The organism is Rhodopirellula sp. J20-39, from assembly GCF_057365095.1.
Genome location: NZ_CP195123.1, coordinates 6149515 through 6176140, shown reverse-complemented (window position 1 = coordinate 6176140; position 26626 = coordinate 6149515). Strand labels below are relative to the sequence as shown.

The 26626-nt window shown below is 55.1% G+C and carries 20 protein-coding genes; 11 read left to right on the top strand and 9 right to left on the bottom strand.

Annotation, left to right across the window (positions count from 1 at the left end; translation table 11 throughout):
• Window positions 1–31 precede the first annotated feature (31 nt).
• Complete coding sequence (locus tag ACR3ZL_RS22495; RefSeq protein ID WP_473650846.1) at window positions 32–988, top strand: cytochrome c; 957 nt, start codon at window positions 32–34, stop codon at window positions 986–988.
• Between the two features lie 28 nt (window positions 989–1016).
• Here the strand turns inward: ACR3ZL_RS22495 and ACR3ZL_RS22490 are convergent, their stop codons facing one another.
• Window positions 1017–1349, bottom strand: a complete 333-nt coding sequence (locus tag ACR3ZL_RS22490; RefSeq protein WP_473650847.1) for a hypothetical protein — start codon at window positions 1347–1349, stop codon at window positions 1017–1019.
• 673 nt (window positions 1350–2022) lie between these two features.
• Between ACR3ZL_RS22490 and ACR3ZL_RS22485 the strand changes: the two genes are divergently transcribed.
• On the top strand, window positions 2023–2955 hold the full coding sequence (locus ACR3ZL_RS22485) for an aldo/keto reductase (protein WP_473650848.1): 933 nt from the start codon (window positions 2023–2025) through the stop codon (window positions 2953–2955).
• Between the two features lie 170 nt (window positions 2956–3125).
• Here the strand turns inward: ACR3ZL_RS22485 and ACR3ZL_RS22480 are convergent, their stop codons facing one another.
• Window positions 3126–3683 (bottom strand): hypothetical protein, encoded by a 558-nt coding sequence (locus tag ACR3ZL_RS22480; RefSeq protein WP_473650849.1) that lies wholly within the window; start codon window positions 3681–3683, stop codon window positions 3126–3128.
• A 318-nt stretch (window positions 3684–4001) separates the two neighbouring features.
• Entirely contained in the window at window positions 4002–6983 is a 2982-nt protein-coding gene (locus ACR3ZL_RS22475; protein ID WP_473653485.1) for a protein kinase domain-containing protein, read from the bottom strand.
• Between the two features lie 782 nt (window positions 6984–7765).
• Here ACR3ZL_RS22475 and hemC point away from each other — a divergent pair.
• Window positions 7766–8701, top strand: coding sequence for a hydroxymethylbilane synthase (gene hemC, locus ACR3ZL_RS22470; RefSeq protein WP_486173604.1), 936 nt, complete (start codon window positions 7766–7768; stop codon window positions 8699–8701).
• A gap of 234 nt (window positions 8702–8935) precedes the next feature.
• Window positions 8936–11089: a spermidine synthase gene (locus tag ACR3ZL_RS22465; protein WP_473650851.1), complete on the top strand. Its 2154-nt coding sequence runs from the start codon at window positions 8936–8938 to the stop codon at window positions 11087–11089.
• A 67-nt stretch (window positions 11090–11156) separates the two neighbouring features.
• Here the strand turns inward: ACR3ZL_RS22465 and ACR3ZL_RS22460 are convergent, their stop codons facing one another.
• Together ACR3ZL_RS22460 and ACR3ZL_RS22455 are read right to left on the bottom strand one after the other, a co-directional pair.
• Window positions 11157–12581 carry a cytochrome c gene (locus ACR3ZL_RS22460; RefSeq protein ID WP_473650852.1) on the bottom strand — a complete coding sequence of 475 codons (1425 nt, stop codon included), beginning with the start codon at window positions 12579–12581 and terminating at the stop codon, window positions 11157–11159.
• Window positions 12582–12619: 38 nt separating this feature from the next.
• Complete coding sequence (locus tag ACR3ZL_RS22455; protein ID WP_473650853.1) at window positions 12620–13888, bottom strand: 1-acyl-sn-glycerol-3-phosphate acyltransferase; 1269 nt, start codon at window positions 13886–13888, stop codon at window positions 12620–12622.
• Window positions 13889–14045: 157 nt separating this feature from the next.
• Between ACR3ZL_RS22455 and ACR3ZL_RS22450 the strand changes: the two genes are divergently transcribed.
• The 3 genes from ACR3ZL_RS22450 to ACR3ZL_RS22440 all read left to right on the top strand — a co-directional run bounded on the left by ACR3ZL_RS22450 (window position 14046) and on the right by ACR3ZL_RS22440 (window position 19311).
• Window positions 14046–14525 (top strand): superoxide dismutase [Ni], encoded by a 480-nt coding sequence (locus ACR3ZL_RS22450; RefSeq protein ID WP_473650854.1) that lies wholly within the window; start codon window positions 14046–14048, stop codon window positions 14523–14525.
• A gap of 327 nt (window positions 14526–14852) precedes the next feature.
• Window positions 14853–18236, top strand: coding sequence for a protein kinase domain-containing protein (locus ACR3ZL_RS22445; RefSeq protein ID WP_473650855.1), 3384 nt, complete (start codon window positions 14853–14855; stop codon window positions 18234–18236).
• Between the two features lie 16 nt (window positions 18237–18252).
• A complete protein-coding gene (locus ACR3ZL_RS22440; protein ID WP_473650856.1) occupies window positions 18253–19311 on the top strand; it encodes a DUF1559 domain-containing protein in 1059 nt (352 codons plus the stop codon).
• Window positions 19312–19373: 62 nt separating this feature from the next.
• Here ACR3ZL_RS22440 and ACR3ZL_RS22435 read toward each other — a convergent pair whose 3' ends face one another.
• The gene (locus ACR3ZL_RS22435) at window positions 19374–20219 is read right to left on the bottom strand and encodes a DUF6690 family protein (RefSeq protein ID WP_473650857.1); all 846 of its coding nucleotides are present in this window, start codon (window positions 20217–20219) and stop codon (window positions 19374–19376) included.
• A 26-nt stretch (window positions 20220–20245) separates the two neighbouring features.
• Between ACR3ZL_RS22435 and ACR3ZL_RS22430 the strand changes: the two genes are divergently transcribed.
• Complete coding sequence (locus ACR3ZL_RS22430) at window positions 20246–20446, top strand: hypothetical protein (RefSeq protein WP_473650858.1); 201 nt, start codon at window positions 20246–20248, stop codon at window positions 20444–20446.
• Here ACR3ZL_RS22430 and ACR3ZL_RS22425 read toward each other — a convergent pair.
• Window positions 20443–21504 carry an NAD-dependent epimerase/dehydratase family protein gene (locus ACR3ZL_RS22425; protein ID WP_473650859.1) on the bottom strand — a complete coding sequence of 354 codons (1062 nt, stop codon included), beginning with the start codon at window positions 21502–21504 and terminating at the stop codon, window positions 20443–20445. The genes ACR3ZL_RS22430 and ACR3ZL_RS22425 overlap by 4 nt on opposite strands.
• 312 nt (window positions 21505–21816) lie before the next feature.
• Window positions 21817–22203 (bottom strand): hypothetical protein, encoded by a 387-nt coding sequence (locus tag ACR3ZL_RS22420; RefSeq protein ID WP_486172979.1) that lies wholly within the window; start codon window positions 22201–22203, stop codon window positions 21817–21819.
• 216 nt (window positions 22204–22419) lie between these two features.
• Here ACR3ZL_RS22420 and ACR3ZL_RS22415 point away from each other — a divergent pair, with 216 nt between their 5' ends.
• Together ACR3ZL_RS22415 and thiD are read left to right on the top strand one after the other, a co-directional pair.
• Window positions 22420–23235, top strand: coding sequence for a sensor histidine kinase (locus tag ACR3ZL_RS22415; protein WP_473650861.1), 816 nt, complete (start codon window positions 22420–22422; stop codon window positions 23233–23235).
• Window position 23236: 1 nt separating this feature from the next.
• Window positions 23237–24124, top strand: a complete 888-nt coding sequence (gene thiD / locus ACR3ZL_RS22410) for a bifunctional hydroxymethylpyrimidine kinase/phosphomethylpyrimidine kinase (protein WP_473650862.1) — start codon at window positions 23237–23239, stop codon at window positions 24122–24124.
• Between the two features lie 12 nt (window positions 24125–24136).
• On the opposite strand, the gene ACR3ZL_RS22405 is transcribed toward thiD, so the two are convergent.
• Window positions 24137–26242, bottom strand: coding sequence for an AAA domain-containing protein (locus ACR3ZL_RS22405; RefSeq protein WP_473650863.1), 2106 nt, complete (start codon window positions 26240–26242; stop codon window positions 24137–24139).
• A 44-nt stretch (window positions 26243–26286) separates the two neighbouring features.
• Here ACR3ZL_RS22405 and ACR3ZL_RS22400 point away from each other — a divergent pair, with 44 nt between their 5' ends.
• Window positions 26287–26589, top strand: a complete 303-nt coding sequence (locus ACR3ZL_RS22400; RefSeq protein WP_473650864.1) for a DUF1294 domain-containing protein — start codon at window positions 26287–26289, stop codon at window positions 26587–26589.
• Window positions 26590–26626 lie beyond the last annotated feature (37 nt).

Sequence of the window (26626 nt, the reverse complement as noted above, 5' to 3'; positions counted from 1 at the left end):
TTATCGTTTGATGGAATTTGGGATTAAGGCGATGGCTTCTTTTTCACCGCGTGCCGGTTTTCTGTTTGCGACCGTTTTCGTCTTGGGGCTTGGCTGGCAAAACGCGACGTTCGCTCAACGACAACGGGCCGAGCCGCCGGTGTTCAATGACGGAGCGGTCTCTCGCGTTTTCTTTTCCGATCTATCTAAGGCGTTTCGAGGCGAGCGGCCAACGATTTCTAGTTTGCGCAAAGCCGGTGCGGAAGCGGCCAGTGCTCAAGCGGCCGATGACAGTGACGACGAGAGTGGAGGCGGGCAAGTCTGGAACAAATTGATTTCGCCAATCTCATTGGAAGACGAAATCAAACGTGTCAAACTTAAGTACGATGCTTCGATCACGACCCCAGGTGCATTCAACGGCGGCGGGTACCAGGACGCGAGATTGCAGCTAAGCATCTTGGCGTCTTTGTTTGCGGTGATTTCGGAGTACTCCGGTGATGTCCGGTGGAAGTCCGATGCGAAAGTTGCTCGCGACTTAACGGCGAAAACTGCGTTGGCTTGTGCTGCGGGTTCGACGCCGGTCTACAAAGAGGCTCAGCTTCGAAAAGCGGACCTACAGGATCTGGTTTCGGGTGCTGGATTGTCCGCAGCCAAAGCGGCTGAAGACGAAAACAACTGGTCGATGATTGTGGACCGTGGGCCGATGATGGAATACGCCGAAAGCCTACTCGATCGCATCAGCGACCAATCTCGTGACGCGGCAACAACCAAGGACAACGTGGATTCGGTTCGGCGACTGGCCGAACTGATCGCGATGCTTGGTGAGGTGCTTGTGCAAGAAGGAATGGACGACGCTGACGACGAAGACTACGCGAAGCTAAGTCGTGGGATGACTCGAGCGGCCCGTTCAGTGGTCGCCGCGATTGAGCGTCAGGACTTTGATGCCGTGCGAGCCTCGGTGGGCAACATCACGCAAAGTTGCAGTGATTGCCACGAAGAATATCGCTAGGCGAATGGACCCATCGTCAGGTACCAACTTAGGCAACAGCCGATTCGTTTGCGGTATCCGCACCTTCGGTCTTTGCGGCTGTGCGGCGACGACGTTTCTTTGGCTTCGTAATGCCCCATTCTTTGGTTAGCATTTCGAAGACTTCAGGAGTCTCGTATCGAACGACATTCTTGCCTTCGGGCATCGGACCAATTAGTCCGCGGAAGACCGGCATTCCGCGCAGGGCCAAGTCGGTGCTGCAGTCGTCGATGCCAATTTGTTCGTGTGAGTCCGCCAGTGGATCGACATTGGGGTAGTCGCGAATTTGCAAACTGCCATCACTACCGCGGGCGACAACCCGAAAGGTATCTTTTTTTGCCATGGAAAATCTTTCGATTGAAGTCTTGGAGGGAGGGGCAAGGCGATGATCGGCACGAGGAAGATCTGGCTGCGCGGCGGTGTGGGTGCCGAGCCTGCGAGCGACCACCGGCTTAGGGGAGGGGGTGGTGGTCGCCAGATCAACCTAGTACCGATCGATCTAACACTTCGCTTTGACGCGAGCGTTGTTGTCTGTTGTGGGGAACCCTTCCGTTATCGGCATCCACCCCAAACCGGTTGATGGTTCGTCCATCACGTCGCACAACCGTTGTCGAATGGAAGAAACAGTCCAAGCGGTCGAAACGGAACAACCCAGCGAAAGCAATCTCCGTGGCGGCGGGCCAGCGATGCCTTGGAGAACTAACGGGCGTCAGTTTTTCAACAAATTGCGGTCAATTCCCGTGTAGGCGATGCCTTGCGGACAACGAGGGTAGGATTCCGGTCGCTTCGTCTTGCGGGACCTTGGTTTGTCATTTGTAGCGAGTGTGCCCCGATAGAAAGCCGGTTGAAATCCGGTCGAACCGCCGGATTCCCTATGAATCCGTTGGCCGTCATAGTCAGCCGAATGCTGACTGCCCGCATGATTGCACCAAGCGATGGTTCACGTACACTTTTGCGTTATCCCAGGGCGGCCTTCGTGCGGTCCATTTCATTCTTTGACACATAGGTTGACGTTCGTGCAAACTCGCAAATTAGGAAACACTGACCTGCAGCTACCCGTGATCGGCTTCGGGGCCTCGTCGTTGGGAGCAGAGTTTCGTGATGTTCACTTGGATGAAGTTTTCGCCAGTGTGCGAGTCGCCCTCGAGCTTGGGATGAATTTAATTGACACGTCGGCTTATTACGGCCGTGGCATGTCAGAAGTATTGCTAGGCGTCGAGCTTCGGGATGTGCCGCGGGATAGCTATACGTTGTGCAGCAAGTTGGGCCGATACACGCCAGGCCATTTCGATTTTTCAGCTAAGCGGGTTAGCGAAAGCGTGGAGGTAAGCTTGCATCGATTGCGCACGGATTATTTGGATATCATGCTTTGTCATGACATCGAGTTTGTGCCGCTGAATCAAATCATTGAAGAGACCTTGCCCGCGCTTCGCAAAGCCCAAGAGTCCGGCAAGGTGCGTTATGTGGGGATCAGTGGATACCCGATGAAGATTTTCAAAGAGGTTGCCGCGAAGGCCGATCTGGACTGCATTCTTTCGTACAACCAGTACACGCTTCAGAACACTCGGTTGGCAGATGAAGTGGTACCGGAGCTTAGGCCTAAGGGCGTTGGGATTATGAATGCGGGGCCGTTCGCGGCTCGGTTGTTGACCAACGCTCCGTTGCCGGATTGGCACAAGGATTCCGAAGAAGTGAAGGCCGCTGCTCGTCGTGCCGCCAAGCTTTGTGCTGATAACGGTGTCGACATTGCACATGCCGCATTGCAGTTTTCGTGTGCCAACGAAGACCTGGCCACAACAATTGCTGGAAGTGCCAACCCAGACAATATCCGTAAGTGGGCCACTTGGTTAGAAAATCCAATCGACGCGGCCTTGATGGCCGAAGTCATCCAGATCTTCGAGCCAGTCAAGAACATCAGTCACCCAGAAGGTTTGCCCGAAAACAACTAGTCATTTTCTAGGCGAGACCGGAGGCCAGTCGTTCAAGTGGACGACGGCAAGGCTAGGTGGTGTTGGAACAAAAGAGGAAAGGTCATTTGTCCTAAATGACCTGGGGTGTCGTTGAGTATTGGGTCGCGTTGATCACACCGAACTACGGTGCGGGATTAATACGTGGGCGATCAACGACGGCCGGGGACTTTGCGAAGATGAGGTGGATTTTTCGACTCCGGAAGATCCACTTGATACTCTTCTTGGAAACGACGTCGTTCGACGGCGGACGCGTAATACGTCAGCCATGTTTCATTGTCTTCGACACATCGCCATTCGAGTTCGTTGCCGGGCGAGGCCAGCTTTTTCTCGCAGCATGGCAGGATGTCGCGATAGATGACCCGATAGAGCTGTCGATCGCTGAGGTGATCGGTGCAGGTCAGCAAGATGTTCTGTGAATGCAGTTGTTGCAGGGTTTGTTGAAGAGCCACCTTCAACTGTGAATCATCAAGTGAATCAGGAGCTGGGATTGTCAGCGGTGGGTTAAACCAATCGCGAATCGGCAAAGCAGGAGCGCGTTCCCATGCCAAGATCGACGCGAGATACTCGTTTTCTTGCCGCAGCGGCATTCGCCGGGTCGTCGGATCGTCGATTGATTCGTCGCGGTACGGTTCTAGTTCGTCACGCAATCGAGCATTGTCGATCAGTAGATCCACTTCATCGATCATCGGCCGACTCGTCTCACTCATATCCATCTTTTAAATGCCTTCCAAATTGCCACAGGACACATGTGCGTTACGGCTACGCTGCCGAACCCAATGTGTTTCGGGGACCAATCCCCACAATCCATTTAATTCCAAACCGAACTCATAGGCGTGTCTTTGCGGCGGTCGAAAAGTGTGCCGCCAAGAATGCCGCTTTCGGTCCCTCCAAGCTATCCACAGACCTCGTCGGTTCCAGCAACAATTGAGTCAAAACAGGGACTTCCCAAGAAAATCAGGGGTCGCTTGGCGGCCTGATCGTTACGAGCGTTATCGCTTGCCTATTTGGTTGCCCGCAAGGTTTCACTAAGCGTGATCGGCGACCCATTCGCGCCAATCTTCCCACTGTTCCGGTTTTATCGCGAGCTGCGGCAAGGCAGGAAGTTCGACGGTTCGGCCCAGGTCAGGACGCTCCATATGAACCGAAAGTAGGCCGTTGATATCGATCTCAAAACCCAGCCGACGAGTCGGTGTGGATTCGCTGATATCAACAGGGATGCGATGACGCCCGAGCGTCTGCCAGGCTTCATCGCGGACGCCCGATGATTCGACGAGGGCGAGCGTCAGCATGTTCTCCTTCGCTCGGCCGCCAAGCTGACGGTTGGTCCGGGCGGGAGTCACGGTTTCACGGCCTAAGATCGGCAGGATCTTCCGTTTGCCGCGTCCGTCAGCCACCACAAATCCAACGGCGTGGGATGTTCGCGACGTGAGTGGAAGCAGCTCACTGCGGTTGCCAGGGCCTTCAGCGGCGACGCATGCGACGGCTCCACGAGCGGCATCGGTGTAGTCAAAAAATTCGATGTCGACATCGTCACTCAACGCACTGAAGGCTCGCTCACGAATCGACGGCAATCGTAAGATTGGGCTGAGGACGAGTCGACGAGAGATATCGGACGGATCGATTTTGGCTCGTTGGCACGCCGTCTTGATCGCGGCAGGGATCGCATCAAGTAGGTCTGAGCAGCATTCCAGCCATTGATCGCGAGTGACGGTGATGGATTGCACACGTCCGGCGTGTTCGATCTCAACTTTGGTTTGGGGCAAAAGCAGCAGCGAATTCATAGCCCGCTCGCCAGCCATTTGCACTTTGGCCGCGTACACCAAGCGGTCCTGCTGTATTGCCACGGGATCAGACCCGATGCCCAGTGGGGTTGGGCGAGGTGGCAGCTTGGAAACGATTAGGTCAACCAGTCGGCTTGACCACGCGATGGTGCCGTGACACCAGTGACCGCTAGATGCAACTTGCTCGATCTTGTTATTGCGTTTACGCAACACTGCAACGTCCAACGCTTGGCCGGTGAGGCCGACGTAAAGGATCGTCGCGTCAAGGTCTTGGATGATGTCGTTGAGATTGTCCGGTGACTTTTCGACGCGGTCTTCGTACTTCGATTGTGCCGTTTCGCCATGTTGGTCGCGTTCGTAAGCGAATCGCGTGATTGCAATACTGCGGTCGACCAGTCGTACGGACGGGAATCCGGCCAATCTCGCCGACGTGTGAATCGATCTCCTGTGCAACTGGTCGTAGCACGTCGGGACGGTGATCGCGACCGTGTCGGGCCATGTTTCGTGGCGATGCCAAGCGGTTCCTAAGACGGATTCAATTGCCGCGGACGTTTGCGGATATTGGAGGCTGTTCTTTGTAATGCGATCCGGATCGGAAACGCCGGCTTGTTTCGCCAGCACGTGGTTCATCAACGTCGTACCGATTAAATGACGCAGACACAACGAAATCCCAATCTCCGGAGGGCAGTCTCGGCCAGCGATCTGGCGAAGTACATCAGGCCGACCAAAGTACATCATTTGGCAGTAAGAAACCCGCCGCGAGAAGCTCTTGCGAAGATCGTAGGCGGCTTGTCCGAATAAGACTTCTCGCGAGACCGCTCCCTTTTTCTTCGGATCCTGTTCACTACCGACGTCGGCAACCGCCATTCGGAAGAGCGATCGAGGTCCCGATTCGCTGGCGACCGGCCATCCCGCTTCTACTTTGCCGCCCGATAGGCCGATAGCTGTAGTAGCGTGCAGCATGCCTAGATCGACGCCAATGACGTTGACAGGTTTGTTTTTGATCGACGCGATCGTGCGGCTGCCGTCGCCAGCGGTTGAACCTTCTTCGGAAGCTTTTCGCTGGGAAAAGTCCAGCACCCACGCGGGCGTCGAACGATCGTTGTCGTAGGGGGCCATAGCACGAGCCACCTCGTCCATCGATCCGTACCGAGCCGCCGGATCTTTGGCGAGCATGCGGGTGACGATGTTCGCCAGTGTCAAGTCAACGTCTTGCCGATACGACATCAAGTTAGGGATTTCGCCGTGTCGGTGGCCGTAGACTTGATCGAGTATTTCACCGGGAAACGGTGGGTGGCCCACTAGCAAATGAAACAGCGTCGCGCCTAATGAATATTGGTCGCTCCGCGCGTCGGCCGATTCGGGATCTTCAAGCTGCTCCGGAGAGATGAAGGAAAGCGTGCCCAGGAACGATCGTTTGACTGACGTGATCACTTCCAGCGAGGCGAACGCAGAACTGGAAGAGGTCGGCCTTTGGAAGTGGCCGCCACTGGAGTCCGAAATCAGGAAGCCGGACTCACTATTCAATCCCGGCGAGGTTTGGGTTTGGGTTGGGGGCTGTGATACCGAATCACCAGCCTTGTTGGCTGTAGCTTTGCTGCTTCCGGCGGATTGGCTGCCGGTACATTGGCTGCCGGTACATTGGCTGCCGGTACTCTGTGTTGTCGTCTTGGGCGGCCCACTCGCGTTTTGGGTGGAAGCCTGGGCCGAGGCATTGGCGTTGGTGCCCGCGGTGTGTTGTGATTGGTGCCACTCGTGGGAGAAACGGGCGAGACCGAGGTCGAGCAGTTTGATCGTTCCCTCTTTCGAGAGCATCAAGTTGCCCGGCTTCACGTCGCGGTGGATGATGCCCGCGGTATGCGCGTGGTGCAGAGCAAACGCAGCCTGCCGAATGGCGGATGTGGCGTCCCCAATTGACATCGGGCCGTCTTGAGCGACAGCTTGAGACAGGTTCACACCGTCAACATATTCCATCGCCAGATAGTGAATGCCCGCCGCCTCACCAGCGTCGAAAGCTGTCACAATGTTAGGGTGCATAAGCTTGGATGCGGCCCGAATCTCGTCGTAAAAGCGATCGACCGATCGAGAGCGATTGAGCCATCGCATTGGAAGGATTTTCAGAGCGACCGTGCGGCCCATCGAGCGATGTTCGGCCAAGAACACCTCGCCCATGCCGCCTCGTCCCAAGCGTTTACCCACTTGGTACCCGCCGATGTTTTCCGGCAACGGCGGCGAGTCATCTGTTTCCTCGTCGGATTCGGCATCATTACTGGCAGAGGGCGGGAAGCTGATCGCACTTTCAGACCGGAAGGAATCCTGATGCGAATTGTCCACAAACTTGGAGTCGACAAAACGTGTTTGGTCGGGTTCACCGGATTGATTTTGAGTATCCGGTGGAATGTTTAACTCACTGGAATGAATCGGGGGTACCTCACCGTCAAAATACTCCTGCCCTGAAGGCACGTTGGGGCCCTCTTGGTTGGGGAATTTGGAATCGGACGATGAGGTAGGCACGGGGTCAATTACGCTTGGGAAAGCCAGGGGAGTTGCAGGGCGAATGCCGCGTTTGAGTTTGCTCGGCGGTTGGGTGGATAACCGACCTTGATAGGCCGAAAAGTCTTTTCCTGACCAGTACAGGAAGTCGGTCGCGGATCCTTTCAGGATAACCGGTTCCGTAGACGACTCCTGAAGTTCATTCTGAATATGGTAGGAATGTTTCGACGGATATAGGAATCGTTTGGTTCTTTCGTATTATGTCGGCCAGCGGTTTCGTTCAGCCCTTGGCTCGATTGGTCACTTGCCTTTTGCAGCCCGAATTTTCGTTTGGTTGATAGGTGCATTTTCGCCGGGTGGGGTCAACACTCGGTAAGGGGGTGCTATTGTGATGCCGCCGATCGTCCATAACGTCGCTTTTGAACACGTGTTCACAGCATTCGATATCCACATCCTCTAACTCGCCTTGCATTCCTTTGAACTCCGCGCCCCCCAAGCAAGCACACCCGCTCCGCATTGCCACACGTGAAAGCCCTCTGGCGATGTGGCAGGCTCACTATGTAGCCGCGAAGTTGCTTGAGTGCGGTGTTGAGACGACGCTCGTGCCCTTGGTCAGCGGTGGCGACACCGACATGCGGCCGATCGACGGAACGCGTCAGGTGGGATTGTTTACGAAGCGGATTCAGCAAGCCTTGGTGGATGACGAGGCGGATATTGCGGTTCACTCGTTGAAGGATTTGCCGACTGCGGCGGACGAGCGTTTCGTGTTGGCTGCGGTCGCTGAACGAGAAACGGTTGAGGATTCTTTCGTCACATTGGATGGGAAATCTCTGAGCGATCTACCGGAAGGGGCCAAGATTGGCACTGGCAGCACTCGCCGTGTGGCTCAATTGAAAGCGTTGCGGCCGGATTTGGAGATCTTGCCGATTCGCGGCAACGTTCAGACTCGGCTTGCGAAGTTGGCCAGTGGCGAGTTTGCCGCGATTGTTTTGGCAGAAGCGGGATTGTTGCGCTTGGAAATGAGTGACGTGCAACGTGTTTCATTCCCTCTCGATCAGATGTTGCCGGCTCCTGGTCAGGGGGCATTGGGGATTGAGGTTCGTGCGAATGAGCCATCCGTTCTCGAAGCAGTATCGCAGCTTGATGATCTGGCGACCCGGCTTAGTGTGACAACCGAACGGACAATCCTGGCGGCGCTTCATGGTGGTTGTCTGGCACCCATCGCCGCCTATGCGCAGGCGGATGTTGCGGGAGATCAGATCGAATTGACCGTCAAGGCGCGGGTCATGTCGATCGACGGCCAGCAGCGTTTGCAAGAAACCGCATTGGTTTCCTTTGATAGCGATTCGGACGTGGGACAATCGGTTAGCCAAGCTGTTAGCTTGGGGCAACAAGTCGCAGATCGGTTTCGTGAAGCGGGCGCGGACGCCTTGATTCAGTCGGCTCGGTAAGTCGTTAATCGTTTGAGCTTTGGCGGTAGATGGATCGGTGGTGTACGCGTCGAGGTGGGTGCTGTTCTGACCGTCAGGCGGATTTTGGCGGTTGTGGCGATCGTACCGTGGCGCATCGGATCCGCTTGACCGTTTTTAGTACCGATCGCTTAACGGTGGCGTAGAGTTGCCAGCGGAAGTGATTTCCATGGGGGGGATCACCGCGCCCGCTGTGTTGCTGCCAACGATCATTTCATGCCCACCACTGATTCGGCTCTTAAGTCCACTGCTCAGCCTTCATCCGCTTCCGCCGGTCAAGTCAACGTCTCGACGCGTGCCAGTGAAGTGAAGTCGACGCCCTGGTTTGTGTTCGCTATGGCAACACTGCTTGGTGCGTTCTTGGTTTTTCAGGTCCAGCCTGTGATCAGCAAGTGCGTCTTGCCTTGGTTTGGCGGGACGCCGGCGGTTTGGACAACTTGTTTGCTGTTTTTTCAGGTACTTTTATTTGGCGGGTACTTGTATGCCCATTGCCTTAGACGCTTCTTGCCGCCAGCGGTTCAAGGAATCGTCCATCTTGGACTACTGATCATCGCGGCTTGGTCTTTGCCGATTCACCCCAGTGATGCGTGGAAGCCGATCGGGACCGAAGATCCTACTTGGACGTTGTTGATGTTGTTGGCCGCTCACGTGGCGTTGCCATACTTCGTTTTGTCCAGCACAGGACCTTTGGTGCAAGCTTGGCTTAGTTACGAGAAACAGGACCGGAGTGTCTATCGGCTTTATGCTTTGTCCAACGCGGGTTCTTTGGTCGCCTTGTTAAGTTATCCGTTCGTGGTTGAACCTTGGTTGTCCGTTGGTCAACAATCGCTGTTCTGGTCATTGGCATTTTGCTTATTCGTGGTTGTCGACGGATGGATCGCGATCGGGCTGTTTCGACGTCGTGGTCGTCAACGATCGGTGGTGTCCAACGTTGAATCGATCGGCGGCCAGCGTTCCAACATTCATCCGGCTGCGTACTGCACTTGGGTGGCTTTGCCAGCATTCGCATCCATGATGCTGTTGGTGATTACGACGCATGTTTGCCAGGATATCGCTGTGATTCCATTCTTGTGGGTGGTGCCGCTAAGTTTGTATCTGTTGACATTCATCATCAGTTTTGATTCCCCGACTTGGTATCGCCCGAAGCTGATTGCGGGCTTGACTGCGTTGGCTTTTGTCGTGATTGGAATGATTGATTGGGCCCCTGCTTCCGCTCGCATGCCGATCGAAGCGGTCAGCTACCTGTTTATCCTGTTTGGCGTTTGTTTGCTGTGCCATGGGGAAACGGCCCGTAGTCAACCTTCGACGGATCATCTGACGCTTTACTATGCATTGATCTCGTGCGGTGGTGCGATCGGTGGTTTGACGATCGCGGTTGCTTGTCCTTTGCTGTTCCAGGATTACCGAGAATTGCCTGTGGCGATGTTGGTGTCGATGGGGATTGTGGCGATGGCGTTCATGAACGCTCGGACTTGGATGGCGTCGCATTGCGATTGGAAGTCGTCGCGTTTCTTATCCGTTGGCATTACCTGTTTGGTTCTGGTCGTGTCCGGTTGGACGTTGGCGAATGAACGGAGTGACACAATCGATCAACGTCGCAACTTCTTCGGTGTGTTGCGAGTTGAACAGGATGAACGACGTATCCAGTTGGTGCACGGAAACACCATTCACGGGGTGCAGCTACGTGGCGACAAGCATGCCACTGCGACCTCGTATTACGGGATTCAAAGTGGCGTCGGCCAAACGATCTTGCGGATGCAGCGCGAACAACCGGATCTTCAAATTGGCGTGGTCGGTTTAGGGTGCGGCGTCTTGGCGACGTACGGTCGCGAGACAGATACGCTGGATCTATTTGAAATCAATTCGGCGGTCGTTGATATCGCGAAAGAGCACTTTACGTTTCTGAAGAATTGCTCATCCAACGTGCGTCATGTGCTGGGCGATGGACGATTGTTGCTGGAGCGGGAAAACGATGCCAAATATGATTTGCTCGTACTGGATGCTTTCAGCAGTGATGCCATTCCGGCGCACCTGCTGACGCTCGAAGCGATGCAGCTCTATCAAGCGAAGTTGAAGCCCGAGGGGGTGTTGGCGATCCATCTATCGAACAATCACCTGGACTTGGTGCCGTTGACGCACCGACTTGCTCGGCACATCGGGCTGGACAGTCGGGAGCTTCGCAGCAAGGCGGATGACGTGACCTGCACCCGTTCGGCACGATGGGTGATCGCAACCGCTCGGCCTGAATCCTTCTGGGATGATGAGTCGATGGCGACCGCGATCGAGCCCTCGAAAGGAACCCTCGATCGGGCTCCGTTCTGGACGGATCAGCATCACAACCTCGCCAGCGTGCTGAACTGGACGCTGTAGTGGTTTTCACGTTGAAGCTGGCGACTATTTAATAGATTGGTAGCCTGTTCAAAGACTAACTACCTATTCACAGACTGGCCGATTGGGCCGAGTCCGGTTTCGGTGCGGGATCCGATGTCGGTGAGGCTTCTTCGCTCGCTTCGACTTTTTGCAGCGAACGAATGTAGTTGATCAGGTGCCAAACGTCTTCCTCTTCAAATTCGCCGTCGACGAATGTGACCGCTGGCATCGGCGACCCTTCGATTCCAACGGTGATACGGCGAAACAGATCCGCTGCGGTTGAGCCACCGTGGAAGGCGCCCAGTTGGAAGTTACGTGGTTGAGCGTTGATGGGTGGCAGAGCACCACGTGCCATCAATGAGATCAACTCGTCTCGGTTTTCCGGTTTGATGCCGATCCCGACTGTCCATTCTTTGGTCCAGTCGTCGTAGTCGGTGTTCTGGCCATCGCCTAGGCCTTTCTCGCCGTGGCACTTACTGCACGAGGCGATCTTGCCTTTGAACAGCTCCGCTCCGCGGGCGACTGACTTGGCAAGTTCATCGGCTTGGTCGCTGTTGGCGATTCGGACGAATTCCTCATGCGAATCGGTAACGATGATGCCCTCGGGAGCTTCTGGGACTTCGACGACTGCGTCGGCCGCGTCCATCCAGGCTTCACCAATTTCGATAGCGAAATCCTCAGCCAATTCCCAAGAGTCATCGAACGTTTCTTTCAGCTCTTCGTCAGTCGAATTGCGATTGTTGGGATTGATGATTCGGTCGCCCGATTCGAGATCCAATTCGTAAACGGCATCATCGATCAGCGATCGTTCTAGTTCGCCACGCCAGGATAGGTAGATGACATAGTCGACCAATGCCTCGACGTCTTCGTCGGTCAGGTTGGGAATCGCTACCATGCGAGAACCATTGATGCCATTCTTGATCAGCTTGGCAAGGTCTTCGCGAGTTGGTTTCTCGCCGCGGTCGGTCGACTTGAATTTGAAAACGCCCTTGCGGTAATCGCGTGGGTATGGGCTCATCGTGGATGAAAGTTCGCCGCGGCCGTTGCCGGTGACGCCGTGACAAGTGACGCAGTGGGTTTGGTATAAGCCTCGGCCCGGTTCACCAATTTTTCCCGAAGCTCGCGTCAGGTTTTCGACCGATACGATTTCGGCCAAGTCTTCATCTTCGGTCACAACCTCGGGCAGTTTAGGATCTTCGGGAGTGCCGAACATTTCCGTGACGATCCAAAACGCATCCTCGCTGGCCTGCTCCATCGGCATCCCTTCTTTGATTTGGTACTTCATCGCATGAACCAAGTTCGGTTCGAACGCAATTGGCTTCGGCTCGGGAGCACAGCCCGTTAGGACACTCAACGCGACCAGGCATGCGGCGATAAGCCACAGTGAAAAGCCGGCTCGGCGAACGTATTGGCTGCTAGTTTGCGGCCGAGCTGTTGCGATTGGACGTGGGGTGCGGGGCAGAGCTGAAACGATGGAGGTGGGGGCGTTCATGATTTCTTAAACGTTGAATATTAAAAAACGTTGTGGTTTTAGGCGTGATTGTCTGCTGGCGTTGAGGTTGCGAGCGAGCCAGCTTCAAAGGGCCGAGCTTCGTTGGACAGTCCACCTAGCATTGTACGCAACCTGTCGTCGAGTTGGCAAAGCAGCGGATCGGTCTCGCCGCGTGGGCCGCGTTCGGCGGGCACCTCAATCGCCTCGTCCACTTCGATGACAACTTTCATCGGCATGGTCTCTTTGGCCTTCCCGTAGATCGCTTCTTGGATTCGTTGAATGGTTTCGACGATTCGGGTGTCGGTGATTTGACCCGGTTGCAGATATTCGTCGGGGAACGACAACAGAAACTGTGCCAAGTCGGCGGCATCGGCATCGCGTAGATACGGTTGAGGATCGTTTTGTTTGGTCGGAAGAGCGAAATAGGTGGACGTGATCTTTGCTCGGATGCGACGGACACGATCGCGAACGCCATCAGACGCTGGGACGTCCAGGTTGTACCGTGATTCACACTGAGAAAGCAGGTGTTCGATCAATGCGTCTCGGCGTGGCCGCAGGTCGCCCGAGGAAGCTTTGCCAACATGTTCGATCTCTTTGAGTGCCAGGTAGGCTTCGGACACACGAAGCAAACGAGATAGCAGTTGGGTCGGGTCGACCGTCGGGGGTGAAGGTTGCCAGCTAAGGACCTTTTCCAGTAGCCGCAGTTGTTCGTCCGCCCACACCCAGGCGTCGCCGATGCACAGGTATTTTAGTCCCACAGGATGCACGACCACGCGGCCGCCGTTCAGCTTGGCACGCTTCTTAGCTGCGGTGCGGGCAATGAAGGTGACGCCTTCTAGCAGCGGTTTGAGTAAGTCGTTGGTACGGTTCGTGGTGCCTTCAGGAAACAACAGCAGTGGGCGTTCACCGGTAACAAGAATATCGATAGCTGCTTCAATCGCCTGACGATCGTTTCCCTCTCGGAAAATACTGAACGCACCCATCCGGCGTAGTGCGAAGGCTTCAAATGAGGTCGTGTTGAAAAGGTGCCACGACGCCATCGCAAATAAATGGGTGTTCACTTCTCGGCCGAGCCATCCCAACACGATGGGGTCGGCGTAGCGACAGTGGTTGGGGGTGAGCAAGATGCTGTCGCCGGCCGCGAGGGAATCGGCGAATCGATCAGAATGTCGGATTTCCCAATCGACAACGTTTTCACGGCGTGCGAGATGTCGGTCAATCAGACGAAGCTTTTGAATCATCGTCGGCCAGAGATTCCCACGGTAGGGCGGCACAAACTCGTAGGGGCGGTCGAGGATGACAGTCATGGGAGCTGGGTGTCAAAGCAGAGGGGAGCGATCGCAAAGTCCAATTTGCAGGGTTTTACATCAATCTAGGCGGAAGGTGTTGACCGGGTTGTTGTTCGCTATACTGTGAAAGCTCCGCTCATTTTGAATATGCCCCACCACACGAAGGATTTCACGAATGTTTCGATTGCAAATACTACCGATGACCGCCGTATTGCTCATCTCGGCAGCTTTCACTGCGTCGGTCGCTCAGGCTCATTGCCAAGTACCTTGTGGGATTTACGGCGACCAGCTTCGCTTTCAACAAATGTTGGAGGACGAGCACACGATCTCGAAGGCCCAAATTTCGGTAAATGAACTTGCCGGTCAATCGCTCGATGGCCAGGGACACAACCAACTGACTCGTTGGATTACGACCAAGGAAGAGCACGCTCAGCGTATTCAGGACACGATTGCATCGTATTTCTTGGCACAACGAATCAAGCCGGATGCTGCGAACTACACCGAGACCCTGACCGCCGCACACCAAGTGATCATCCACGCGATGAAGTGCAAGCAATCGGCGGATCCAGAAACCGCCAAGGCGTTGGAAAAATCAATCTTCCAGTTGTACCGAGCGTACGAAGGTAAAGAGCCAGCTTTTGAACACAGTCACTAATCACTTAGCTGAAGCAGAAGCGAAATTAGCCAAGCGAAGCCGATTGGAAGAGCCTCGCTTTTGCTGCAAATCGCTGTTTGCTGGTGACAGTTTTCGATGACAGAAATCGGTCAATTCGGACTCGTGTCTGGAAATCCAGACGCGAGACTTTTTTCCATTATGCGGTTGGGCTTTGAAGCAGCTATTATGGCGTGATTGGGAGAAATTGTAGTAATTGCTAGTGTCTAAGGCGGATGTCAGCGATTCAGTCAGAGTCCGTTTGGGAGACGATGGATACTGCGTTGGTCCACTTCGTACTCCCGAAAACGCCTTTGAGGCGAACGAGGCATGGATAACCCCACCAGGACGATTGGTCAGCAATCGGAAGCGGGCGGCGAATCGCTCACTTTCGGTTACACGAGGCGGTCGGATTCAACCGTCGTCAGCCCAGTGCGGACGTGTGTTGAAGGCGACCAAATTGATCGCTACGTCTTGCAACGCAAGCTTGGGGAAGGTGGATTCGGGCAGGTATGGCTTGCCAACGATACGCGTCTAGATCGCGAAGTCGCGATCAAATTACCGCACCGTCCTTTACGAACGGATTCGCGTGAAGCGAAACGTTTTTGTCGGGAAGCGGAAACGGCGGCCAAGCTCGCGCATCCCAACCTCGTTCCGGTTCTCGACGCGGTTCTTGATGAGGAACTTGCGTACATCGTTTCGGAATACTGTCCGGGGCCGACCTTATCACAGTGGAATCGTGACCAAGAAGGTTTGCCGTCACCGCATCTGGCACTTTCCATTGTCGCCCAATTGGCCGACGCTTTGCGAGTGGCGCATCAACGAGGCTTGATCCACCGGGACATCAAGCCATCCAACATTATTTTAGGTGCTGCCGACACCAAACATCCGGTGCCGCGGTTGACTGACTTTGGGCTCGCTCGAGCGATGAGTGATGAGTCCGACACCCGCATGGGAACGTTGATCGGCAGCGGCCCCTACATGTCACCTGAACAAGCCTCGGGGAATATCAGCGATCACGGCCCGCATTCGGACGTTCACGGTTTAGGGTTGTTGTTGTATGAGCTTTTGACAGGGCTGACGCCGTTCGCGTCCAACAATGAGATTGACACCATCCAACGCGTAATCAGCCAGGACCCGCCGTCGGTTCGGCATCTGCGCCCTGAGCTATCCAGGGACATCAGCGCGGTTTGCCAGAAGTGTTTGGAGAAAAATCCCAAACGGCGTTATCGCGATGCTGGCGAGTTGCACAATGACCTGCAGCGGATTCTCGACGGACGTCCTCCGTTAGCTCGTCCCGTTGGCCGTTTGGGCCGCGTCCAACGTTGGGCTTCGCGGAACAAATTGGTCGCCGGGCTAGCGACGTTTGCCGCTGCGAGTCTTGTTGTCGCGGTCGCGGGATTGGCCGCGTATGCGGTAGCGTCGGAGCGACATGCCCAACGTAGCGAAGCGCAATCAGCCAAACTTCAGCTCGCGTTGGTGGTTGCCGAGCAACAGCGCCAGCTTGCCGAACAACAACGCCAACTTGCGGAGGTGCAGCGTGCTGAGGCTCTGAATCAACGCAACAAGGCGGAACAGACTCAGCGAAAATGGCGAAGTTCCAGCTACAACAGTGATATTTCAGCAGCCTACCTGTGGTTCAATCAAGGGCACTATGGTGAGGCTCGGCGATTACTGGATGGACAAGTTCCGGTCGCGATTGAAGAAGATCTACGCGACTTTGAATGGTTCTTGCTTGATGCCAAGCTAACGAATTGCTATTCCCATATTGGCAGTCACACCAATGGGGCTGATGGTTGTTGTTTGCTTGATGAAGGCGCCACGTTGGTAACCGGCGGCCATGACGGGAATTTGAAGTTTTGGGACGTGCAAACCGGACAGCAAAAGCATCAATTGTCTGGACTGGAGAACCGACTCGACGTCCTCGCCCCATCTCCATCAGGAAATCTTTTCGTCTCCAGTCCGGAGTTCCTGTGGTTCGGTCGCAATGTCACTGAAATCGATCGCGAGACAGGGCGTGTCATCGATGTGCTGCACTCGCATCCCACAACGATTGAATCGGTTCATGTCAGTAATGATGGAAGTGTTATCGCGTCCGGTTCCCGATACGAATCCATCCGGTGCTGGTTAGCAAAGGAAAAACGCTCGGTTACGATCAAAAACCTCTCACGTAACGAGAGCTTTGCTTTGTCACCCGATGGGCAGCGTCTGGCGACCGGAATGGCTGACTCAAACTTCTTGCGTTCGTATGACACACACACCGGTGAGCTTGTCGAAGAGAAACGAGTGAAATCCACCGTTAAAAAGACGCTTAGTTCTCAAGAGAACCCTTGGTTCGCATACACAAGTTACGGCATTAAAGGAGTTGGAATCACTCGTTTCGATGATATGAGTGAGTCCCTTTGGCTTCCGACTCAATCCGGTTCGGGAACATTAGCATTTTCGGCTGACGATCGATTTTTGGCGGTTGGCGGCAGTCGTTCAGGTTTGGACGTTTTTGAACGAGTTCCAAAGGCGACGAAGTCCGATCAATCGACGCTTCCTAACTATCAACCAGTCGCGAGAGTCGCGGGCATCGGAGGCGTCGTTGAAAACCTCGTTGTCGGTCCCCTGGGCGACGTTCATACGGTTACGCACACTGGAAGCGTGGAGCGGTTCTCACCGCTTCGCAATCATAGCAAGTCAGCGTTGGTCGCCTCTTACGACGCATATCGTTATCAACGATCTTTACAGATGCGAGCAGACTTCTTGATAACCAATCGAGGGTATTTGGAAGTCAGCCTTGATCGTACACCTAGTGACAACGCGGACGTGGGTGCTGCGGAGCACCTCGTCAGTGCTGGGGGACCTCAAGCAGCGAAGAAAGCAACGAATCCGAGAAAACTGCTTCCTGAATTGGGGATTCTGAGAGCCTTCACAATTAGTGAGGGTGGATCGCGTTTGGCTGTTGTTAAAAGGACGAACGAGTGCGTTGTTGCCGCCTTATCAGTCGGAGACGATGGAGAAGTAATCGCGTCAATAGAGCGTACTTTTCACTTGCCAAATATCGAGCCGGCGGAAGAAGGTGCCGGAGTGGTTGTTTTCTCGGGCTCAGGTAGATACGTGACGTGTTCAAGTAATTTCAATGAATTTTACTGCTTTGATCTCGAAAGTGACCAGGACGAACCGGTGTTCAAACGGGTTTACGAAAACTCGCAACGATCCTTGGCGATCTCGCCGGACGAGCAACTTTGGGTTTGCTGGGGCTCGGCTGGGGTTGAGATTTTGGAAATCGACACCCAAAAGTCGCTTTTCTTCGAGCGAGGCCTGAGGGCTGTTCGGAAGGTTTGCTTTCATCCCGATGGGAAGACGATCATCGTGGGAATGGATGATGGGACGATTTTGGTAATGGATTCACGAACCGGCGAGCATGAATTCAGCTTGCATGGCACGAATTCCCGGGGCGAGCACAATGGAGCCGTTGGTTGGTTTGAGTTCTATGCCCACAATCGCTTGGCGGTAGCATGCTTCAGTGGCGAGTTGCAGTTTTGGGATTGGGAACAACGACTTCAACTGGGTGGCTTAAAGGTTTGCGACCCCAAGCAGGGATATGCGGATTGGGTGGATGTGACTTGGGATCCGGAGAGACAGGAAATGAATTTTGGCTATTATGATGGCCGAGATATTGAGGTTTATCGCTTGAACACGCGATCCTCGAAGCCAAGTACTTATTGATTTATTGAAAGTTTCCATGTCGTATTTGCAGATTCGTTCCCGGCGCCAAACCCGATTAAAATGCGATTCGCAGCGGAAAAAACGGGGTTTTACGCTGGTCGAATTACTCGTCACGATTGCGATTATCGCAATTTTGATTGGGCTTTTACTGCCAGCCGTCCAGGCAGCACGAGAAGCGGCCCGACGGATGCAGTGCAGTAACCGCATGAAACAATTCGGGTTAGGGATTGCGAATTACCATTCCGCGTTTGGGAAATTGCCACACTCTTGGTGGCTTGAAGTTCCGCCCGAGGCTTTCAATGGCAAGGTTTGGGGTATTACGATTTTGCCATTTATTGAGCAACAAGCGTTGTTTGATCAATACGACCACAACCGGCTGCCCGTCAACGAATTGAGCCCCGCGAATGTCGGCTTGGTGCAAACGGGGCTGGATGACTTCGTCTGCCCTTCATCACCAGGCAATACTGATTCCCGCCGCTACGATTTTTCGGCGGCGTCAGTCGGCCTACCATTGACCGCATCGCAACTTGCACCGAGTGACTATTCTCCAACATCGGGAGTGCGAAAACCGTATGCTGAGTTCGCCTACGGTCCCAATTCACCATCGGATGGACGCGAAGGGGCGATGCTTTCATCGAGCCCCTTTGACGTTGGTTCGCCTAACCGTTTGAAGGGATCGTACGCGGGAATCCTGGATGGTTTGTCCCACACGTTTCTGTTGGGTGAGCGAACCGGTGGACCGGATATTTACAGTGGCGGACGGGTCGACCCGATTTCAACGCAGTTGTTGAGTGAAGTGAACGGTGGTGGTTGGGGTGACTTGCTCGGTGGCGAACATTGGTTGCAAGGATCCGCACCAGGCGGATTGGAGTGGGTTGGCGGTGCCAAGCCGGATGGCGGCAGTTGTGCGATCAATTGTACCAATGCAATCGGATATGGCTTCCACAGCTTTCATCCGGGAGGCTGTTACTTCCTGTTTGCCGATGGCGCGGTTGTCTTTTTCACTGAAACCGTCGACGCCAAGTTGCTGGCCAGCCACATCACACGCCGCAACCACGAAGTGATTGGCGAGTAGCTTCAGTCGTGACAACAACGCGAGTTACCAGCGGCCTGTTTAGTTACCAGCGGGCTATCTAATTACCAGCGACCTGTCCAGCGATCGCTTTGGACGATCCGGCGTGCCTCTTCACTGATGCCGTATTGCAGGTTGGGTTGGTTGAGCTCCAGGAACACGGTGTACTTTTGATGTACCGCGTCGCTGAAAACGACCGGGGCGTGGGTGATCCGTAGTAGGTGAACCGGGATCCCGTTCCAACGACGTGTGTAGACACCCGCATCCAACGTGGGTTCAGCTTGCAGACCGTAATGTTCCGTTAACGTTTGGACCATTCGTTGTGTGTCGCCGGTGAATCCGTGCAGATTGATGCGCTGGATTTTTCCCGACTTGTCGAAGTAGTAAGTCAACGTGCCGGCCAAATCGTCGGCTCGCGTGCCGGTCACTACGGGGACGCGTAGGCCTTCCAGTTGCAGATCCGCTAAGACAGTACTGACCCGCGAAAAACGATTCAGAATCGCGGGAGGCGTTAGATCGAAACGAAGTGCTTGCCGTATGTCTTCGACGTTGTTGCCGGCCAGCGATGGTGCCGCTTCGGTTTCTGCGGGCATCGCCCCGAGTTTGCGGGCAAGATCATCATCGTATCGGTAACGCACCGATGAAACTGGCCGAAGGGTTTCCACTTGTCGGTGGGCGTGGACGGGGTAGCGGTCCGAGCCTGCGGGTTGAGTCGAGCCGCCCGGTCCAGGTTCACCAGCGGAACTGCTCCATGGGGCCGCGCCGCTCCATAGCGATGGAGCGGTGCCGGTTTCGATGGACTGCGAGATGGATGCTGTTGTGTCGCGTCCCCACTGGGTTTCTTGAGCGACGTACGGAGTGCCCGCAGCGACAGCCAAAACGGCTACCTTTCCAACACGCGAGCCAATCATCAACTTCTCCCCGCAAACGATTTCAAGTGAATGGGCGCAGCTTCGTACTGCCGTACCTCAATTCACTGCATCGTCCGAACCGGTATCCGCGGCCGAAGATTTTGTCGACCGGTGATGCGATTGGAATGATCGGGACGACCGGTTGCCAAGTAGCGGGAACACAGCACCGTCAAAAAGGCGGACGTTTGCCAAGCCAAGAATACGGCTGGTTCGGTCTCGCCAGCTAGGACTTTGCTGCGGCGAGTTTGGCTTCTTCCGATGCAATCATTTGTCGCAGGATCTCGTCAAGTGAGACGCGGATATCCCAGTCAGGGTAGTCGCGGCGTAGTTTGGCGAGGTCACTGATGTAACAGATGTGGTCGCCTTTTCGATTGTCGTCACCAAGCGTCCAGTCGATCCGGTGACCGGATATGTCAGCGATTTTATCGATACATTCCAAAACGCTTGCCGCGTTGTTGCGACCGCCACCGATGTTGTAAACCTCACCGGGACGTGGGTTCTTGGAAAACGCTTCGAATGCTTTGACAACGTCGCTGCACTCGATTTGGTCGCGAACCTGTTTGCCTTTGTAACCAAAGATGGTGTATGGCTTGCCGAAGACGGCGACGTGGACGAGATAGCTCAAGAAACCGTGAAGTTCGACACCACTGTGGCTGGCGCCAGTCAAGCAACCACCACGGAAAATGCCTGTCTTCACGCCGAAGTATTTGCCGTATTCTTGGGCCAACACGTCGGCAGCCGTTTTCGATGCTCCGAACAACGAGTGCATCGTTTGGTCGATCCGGCAGGATTCACTGATCCCGTTGTAGTCGGCCTCGTCGGCGTATTCCCAACGCGTGTCGAGTTCCTTCAGCGGCAATTCGTTAGGGGCATCGCCGTAGACCTTGTTCGTGCTCATGTGGCAGAACACGGCTTCGGGGGCAAATTGCCGGGTCGCTTCAAGCAAATTCAGTGTGCCGTTGGCGTTGACCTCGAAGTCCAGAAATGGAATGGCGGCCGCTTTATCGTGCGATGGCTGGGCGGCGCAGTGGATGATCAGGTCGGGGGATTCTTTCTCGAATAACGCCAGGACTCCCACGCGATCACGAATGTCGAGCGAGACCGTGCGGAAATTTTGGGTTTCCGCTTCTAGCCTTGTTTGGTTCCATTTCGTGCTGCCATCGGGGCCGAAAAAGGTGGCCCGCATGTCGTTGTCGATGCCGATGACTTCGTCGCCGAGTGCGTCCCAGTGACGGACGGCGGCTGAACCGATTAGACCGCTAGAACCTGTAACAATAACACGCATGAAAATCGGTAGAGATCGAGTACGAAACGAATCCGAGGGTGACTTCGAGCTGCGATAACGCAAGGCTGCGGAAGCGGCCCGTTGGATGACGGATAAGAGGGGGGAAAGGTCAGTGTAATCGGATCACCGATTTACATAACCTTTGGCGGCAAAAAGTTGAGGGTGGGGTATGTTCTGGCCAGCAGGAGGCGATAACGCGAATTGAAAGCGTTTGCCCAGACCGTCTCGGCTGACAGCCCCCTGCACGGCTGACTGGCCGTTGCATGGCTAAGACTGGCTCAGCACGCTCACGCTGCACGGCTCTACTTTGACTCAGGCGGCCCGGTTGGTCCCAGATTGGTTTGAGCGAGGGTTCGCTGCTGTCGTCGACGCCGGTCGGTTTTTCGACTGATGCGGCCGAATGGAGGCGGTTTCCTCCAGAATTTCGCGAATGGCGATGGCTTGTTCCGCCGCGGGCTGGGAAAGGTCCAGGAACAAAATGCGTTGACCGCGGATTTCGCACCAAGTGCTCCCACCCCCCTGGTTGCCGTCCATCGAAGTGGCCAATGGATCGGCACCTAGCGGCTCGCCGCGTACTTCGAAGCCGTGATTTCGGGCGATTCGCGTTAAACGGGCGAGCCGATCGAGCACGTTTTCGTCTTGGGTAGAAGCAGGAGTAACACGGTCACGCAAGTGAGTGATTCGATTCGGTTCAGGCAAGCCAACGCCCCCCGGTAAGGTTTGACGGTCAGGATTCCTGCACTTAACAGAATTCCACCCTTCGCCGATAGGTAAAAGCAGGCAAGGTTGTGACGATTGAATCGTTTCGCACTGCTTTGCCGTTTGGTCGGCTACACGAAATTTGGCGAATCGTTGTCGACCTGAGTTGTTCCCCACATCCGCTCTGCTTTCCAAACATCTGAGCCCAACACAGTCATGCCGGACCTCAAACCCGTACAGTCATCTCGCCCGGCCACGCTTTCAATCGACGAAGCGGCGGCTGAAATCGCGGCTCTGAAATCGCAAGTTCGTCACATGCAAGGGCTTGTCTCTTTGGGTGAGCTGACGGGAACAGCAACACACGAATTCAACAACGTATTGATGACGGTCATCAACTACGCCAAGTTGGGACTTCGCAACGAAGACAAGGCCAGCCGCGACAAGGCGCTCAACAAGATTTTGGACGCGTCGGAGCGGGCTGCCAAAATTACCAACACGATTCTGGCCCAGGCACGCAACCGGTCCGATGCCAAAGAGCCAACGGACTTGGTCGCTTTGGTCAACGACACACTCGTGTTGTTGGGGCGGGAAATGCAGAAGTACCGAATCAGCGTTGAAACGGAATTGACCGAAAACGCACCGCTGATTTCGGCTAGCGGAAACCAACTGCAGCGACTGTTGTTGAATTTGATGACCAATGCTCGGCAAGCGATGGGCGAAGGTGGCACGTTGTTGATTCGTGTGGGCGTTCAGCCTGCATCGGGTGGGCAGCCTGAATCGGTGGAGTTGACTATCCGAGATACCGGGGCTGGCATTCCGGCAGATGTGTTGCCGAAGATTTTCGATCCGTTCTTCTCCACGAAAGCTGGACCTGACGAATCGGGGAAAGGTGGAACCGGGTTGGGCTTGGCCGCGTGTAAAGACATCATCGACGAGCATGATGGAAAGATCCGTGTGGAGAGCTCGGTAGGCCGCGGAACCGCGTTCATCATTCGCTTGCCTGTTCAAGCTCGCCAACAAGCGGCGGCCTGAAATGAACGACCCTCATTCCAATCAAGAGTCGAGCGATCGTGAAGTAAAGATTGCTCCGCACGCGATTGCATTAACGATTTCGGGTTCCGACCCAAGCGGTGGTGCGGGACTGCAAGCCGACCTGAAAGCGTTCCAGCAAAACGGCGTTTACGGGATGTCCGTCGTCACGTTATTGACCGTTCAAAACACGTTGGGTGTCGGACGCGTCGAGACAATGTCGGGTGAACTCGTCGGCGAGCAAATCGATGCCGTGCTCGCGGACATCCCGCCTCGTGCGATCAAAACGGGTTCCGTTGGCAACGCCGAGGTGATTCGCTGCATTGGATCAAAATTGGCGGAGATGCGGCAAACCGTGCCGTCGCCAATGTGTCCCATTGTGGTCGATCCCGTGATGATCAGTAAGCACGGCGATTCGTTGATCGATGACGAAGCGGTGTCGGCTTATCGCGAGGAATTGTTTCCTCACGCCGACATCATCACACCGAATCGCTTTGAAGCGGAACGGTTGCTAGGCCGCAAAATTGGCAACAAGATTGATGATTATTTGGAAGCGACCGAAGACCTATTGGATCTTGGGCCGGCCAATGTGCTTTTGAAAGCCGGTGAACATGACGGGCACCAGATGCACGTTTACACTGAAGGTGAGGGCTTGGTGACGATCGCGGTGGATCGCTACGAAACGAGTCACACGCACGGCGCAGGATGCTCGTTGTCAGCAATGATCGCTGCCCGTTTGGCATTGTCTTCACCGGAAGATGACGCGGATGTGCGAATGCGAGAAGCGGTGGACAGTGCCATCGCAGCGGTCAATCATGCGATCCATTTCGCACCGAAGTACGGAAACGGTTCCGGCCCGATCGAATCGCGATTGTTGCACTTCATTGATTGATGGATAGCGATGCTACGCTAAGTGGATAGCCTGGTATTCGAACACGCTTTGATAAGACTGGTTGGCTTCGAAGTATTCCAACACATCAGCATAAAAATCGTGCTGGCAGAGCGTGGCGGTGTCGCCAACCATAATCAACTTTCGTTTGGCACGCGTCATGGCCACGTTGCTACGGCGACGGTCGGCGAGGAAGCCGATGATCCCTTCGGGATTACTGCGAACCATGGTGAGCAGCACCACTTCCTTTTCTCTGCCTTGGAACCCGTCGACGGTGTCGATCTCCAGTCCTTCCAAGTCCAAACGTTGTCGCAGCAAGCGGACCTGGGCCGCGTAGGGGGCAATGATAGCGATGTCTTCGCCTTCCACGCCGGATTCGACCAGTTGCCGAACGAGGTCCACGATGATCGTCGCCTCGCCTGGGTTAAGCTTGCTCTGGCCATCAGGTTCCAGTTCTTCTTCGTAACCTGCACCCGCGGTATCAATCCACAACAGCGGAGTCTCGGTTAGCGGTGTCGATTCCACATGCGATAAATCGCACAAAAGGTGTGAACGCACGGACGCATCAGCGACAAGACTACCATCGTAAAAATGGTCGCTGCTAAAACGCATAATGGCTTCATGCATGCGATATTGCACAGTCAGCCTTTGGTAGACCGGTTCACCAAAGCGGTGTACCAGACGCTGCATCAGCGAGTCTCGCATGCCAATCGCGGCAGCCTCATCGCTTAGAACGGTCGGCGGTAATTGGCAGTGATCACCGGCGATGATCAACCGATCGGCGCGTAGGATGGCCTGCCACATGCCGGCTTCGGTGCTCTGGCACGCCTCATCGACGACGACCAAGTCGAATCGTTCGTCGCTAAGCAATTCCTCATCGATGGTGGCGGTGGTGCAAATCACATCGGCACGGTCCAAGACGCCTCGCACGATCGAACGTTCAAGCGACCGGATCTGCCCTCGCAAACGTCCGACTTCGGCGAACATTTCTCCGCGTTGTTTCTTACTCATTGAACCGCCGCGAGAGCCCTTTTGGGTGTAGCGGAGCAATTGTTCGAGTTCTCGCCGAAGATCTTTGATCACACTGCTAGATGGGTCGCGTTCGACCTGACCGTCGAGCGTGTATTGTCGTAGATGTTCGAACACACGTGCCGGGTGTCCGACCCGAACGACATAGGGAATCAGCCTTTGCAGTCGTTCCAGCAGGTTGTCGACTGCCGTGTTGCTGGCCGCACATGCCAAGACGCGTTCGCCACGGTCCACCGCTTGGGCAATAATTTCCGCCAACGTGGTCGTTTTGCCGGTGCCCGGTGGTCCGTGCAGGATCGCGAAATCATCCGCTAGCAAGGCGAATGCCACCGCGTCTCGCTGCGGTGGATTCAGTTCCGTGCGGAAATCAATATCGCTGCGTTCCTCGTCAATGATTTCTTGTGGCAGCGGTTGAACATCGATTTTAGTGCCGTCAAATCGAGGCGATTCAATTCCAAGTAAAACGTCCCGCAAGCGACCGGAGCGGCCCCGTTGGGTACGCGCTTTTGCCATCGCTGCGATCTGGCGTTTGCGAGTGGTCTCATCGGGCGACAGGTCCAAGCGGTACCGTAACTCGCCAATCGACGCATCGGCACGTTTGCTAGGCTTTCGTCCGCTGGCGGTCTCCGCGTCTGGGTCGGGAAAGACATCGGTTGCGATTTGGATGATGTGATTTTTGCGATGGCTAACCACGCCGGCGATGCCTTCGTCGGACAAATCATCGTCGTTGGAAAGGACAACCGGCGAGCCCACTTTTAGGCGGCTCATCGGCAATTCTTGACCACCCGGCTTGGCTAGATCCAGCAAATAGCGTCCCGCAAGCCCGGTGTGGTAGTCAATCAGATCCAGGCCTAAGATCGCGTGCCCGGTGGCTTCAGCGTCTCGCTGGGAACGGATTTGCCGCATCCGAGCCAAACGTGCTCGTTCCGCTTCGGCTTCCATGTCGAGCCAAACATGGAGCTGGTCGAAGTAAGCGTTGGCGTCGAGTGGTCGGTCGGTCGGCAGTCCCTTCGGATAAGGAATACTCCGTTGGCTCGTATTTGCATCGGCGACCGCCTGCTTTTTTTGACCTTTACGAGAGCGTGCCGACATGCGATGAGTCCCCAGTTTTACTATGAAAATGGACTCGATTGCCCATGAGTTTGCTCCCTATCATCGCTGCCGAGACGATTCTCGCCAGTGCTATCACGTTTGTTTTGTACGGATGGGATAAGCGAGTCGCACGGTTGAACGGAAAGGACCAAGGTTCCCGTTCGCGGATCTCCGAGCAAACACTGCTTGGTGCCTCGCTTTTGGGTGGTTGGCCGGGCGGGTTGATCGCGTCACGCGTATTCCGCCACAAAACTTACAAGCGGTCGTACCGAGTTCAGTTTTATGGTGTGGTCGCTTTACACATGGGAGCGTTGGCGACGCTGATGTACTGGCATTTTGCCCGCTGAAAGGACCGGCGGTTCGGGTGTTGGCCGTCGAGCGAGC

Excerpts from the sequence above, each read along its gene's own strand:
- ACR3ZL_RS22495 (WP_473650846.1), top strand. The coding sequence starts at position 32 with ATGGCTTCTTTTTCACCGCGTGCCGGTTTTCTGTTTGCGACCGTTTTC.
- ACR3ZL_RS22490 (WP_473650847.1), bottom strand. The coding sequence starts at position 1,349 with ATGGCAAAAAAAGATACCTTTCGGGTTGTCGCCCGCGGTAGTGATGGC.
- ACR3ZL_RS22480 (WP_473650849.1), bottom strand. The coding sequence starts at position 3,683 with ATGAGTGAGACGAGTCGGCCGATGATCGATGAAGTGGATCTACTGATC.
- ACR3ZL_RS22465 (WP_473650851.1), top strand. The coding sequence starts at position 8,936 with ATGCCCACCACTGATTCGGCTCTTAAGTCCACTGCTCAGCCTTCATCC.
- ACR3ZL_RS22460 (WP_473650852.1), bottom strand. The coding sequence starts at position 12,581 with ATGAACGCCCCCACCTCCATCGTTTCAGCTCTGCCCCGCACCCCACGT.
- ACR3ZL_RS22455 (WP_473650853.1), bottom strand. The coding sequence starts at position 13,888 with ATGACTGTCATCCTCGACCGCCCCTACGAGTTTGTGCCGCCCTACCGT.
- ACR3ZL_RS22450 (WP_473650854.1), top strand. The coding sequence starts at position 14,046 with ATGTTTCGATTGCAAATACTACCGATGACCGCCGTATTGCTCATCTCG.
- ACR3ZL_RS22445 (WP_473650855.1), top strand. The coding sequence starts at position 14,853 with ATGGATAACCCCACCAGGACGATTGGTCAGCAATCGGAAGCGGGCGGC.
- ACR3ZL_RS22440 (WP_473650856.1), top strand. The coding sequence starts at position 18,253 with ATGTCGTATTTGCAGATTCGTTCCCGGCGCCAAACCCGATTAAAATGC.
- ACR3ZL_RS22435 (WP_473650857.1), bottom strand. The coding sequence starts at position 20,219 with ATGATTGGCTCGCGTGTTGGAAAGGTAGCCGTTTTGGCTGTCGCTGCG.
- ACR3ZL_RS22425 (WP_473650859.1), bottom strand. The coding sequence starts at position 21,504 with ATGCGTGTTATTGTTACAGGTTCTAGCGGTCTAATCGGTTCAGCCGCC.
- ACR3ZL_RS22415 (WP_473650861.1), top strand. The coding sequence starts at position 22,420 with ATGCCGGACCTCAAACCCGTACAGTCATCTCGCCCGGCCACGCTTTCA.
- thiD (WP_473650862.1), top strand. The coding sequence starts at position 23,237 with ATGAACGACCCTCATTCCAATCAAGAGTCGAGCGATCGTGAAGTAAAG.
- ACR3ZL_RS22405 (WP_473650863.1), bottom strand. The coding sequence starts at position 26,242 with ATGTCGGCACGCTCTCGTAAAGGTCAAAAAAAGCAGGCGGTCGCCGAT.
- ACR3ZL_RS22400 (WP_473650864.1), top strand. The coding sequence starts at position 26,287 with ATGAGTTTGCTCCCTATCATCGCTGCCGAGACGATTCTCGCCAGTGCT.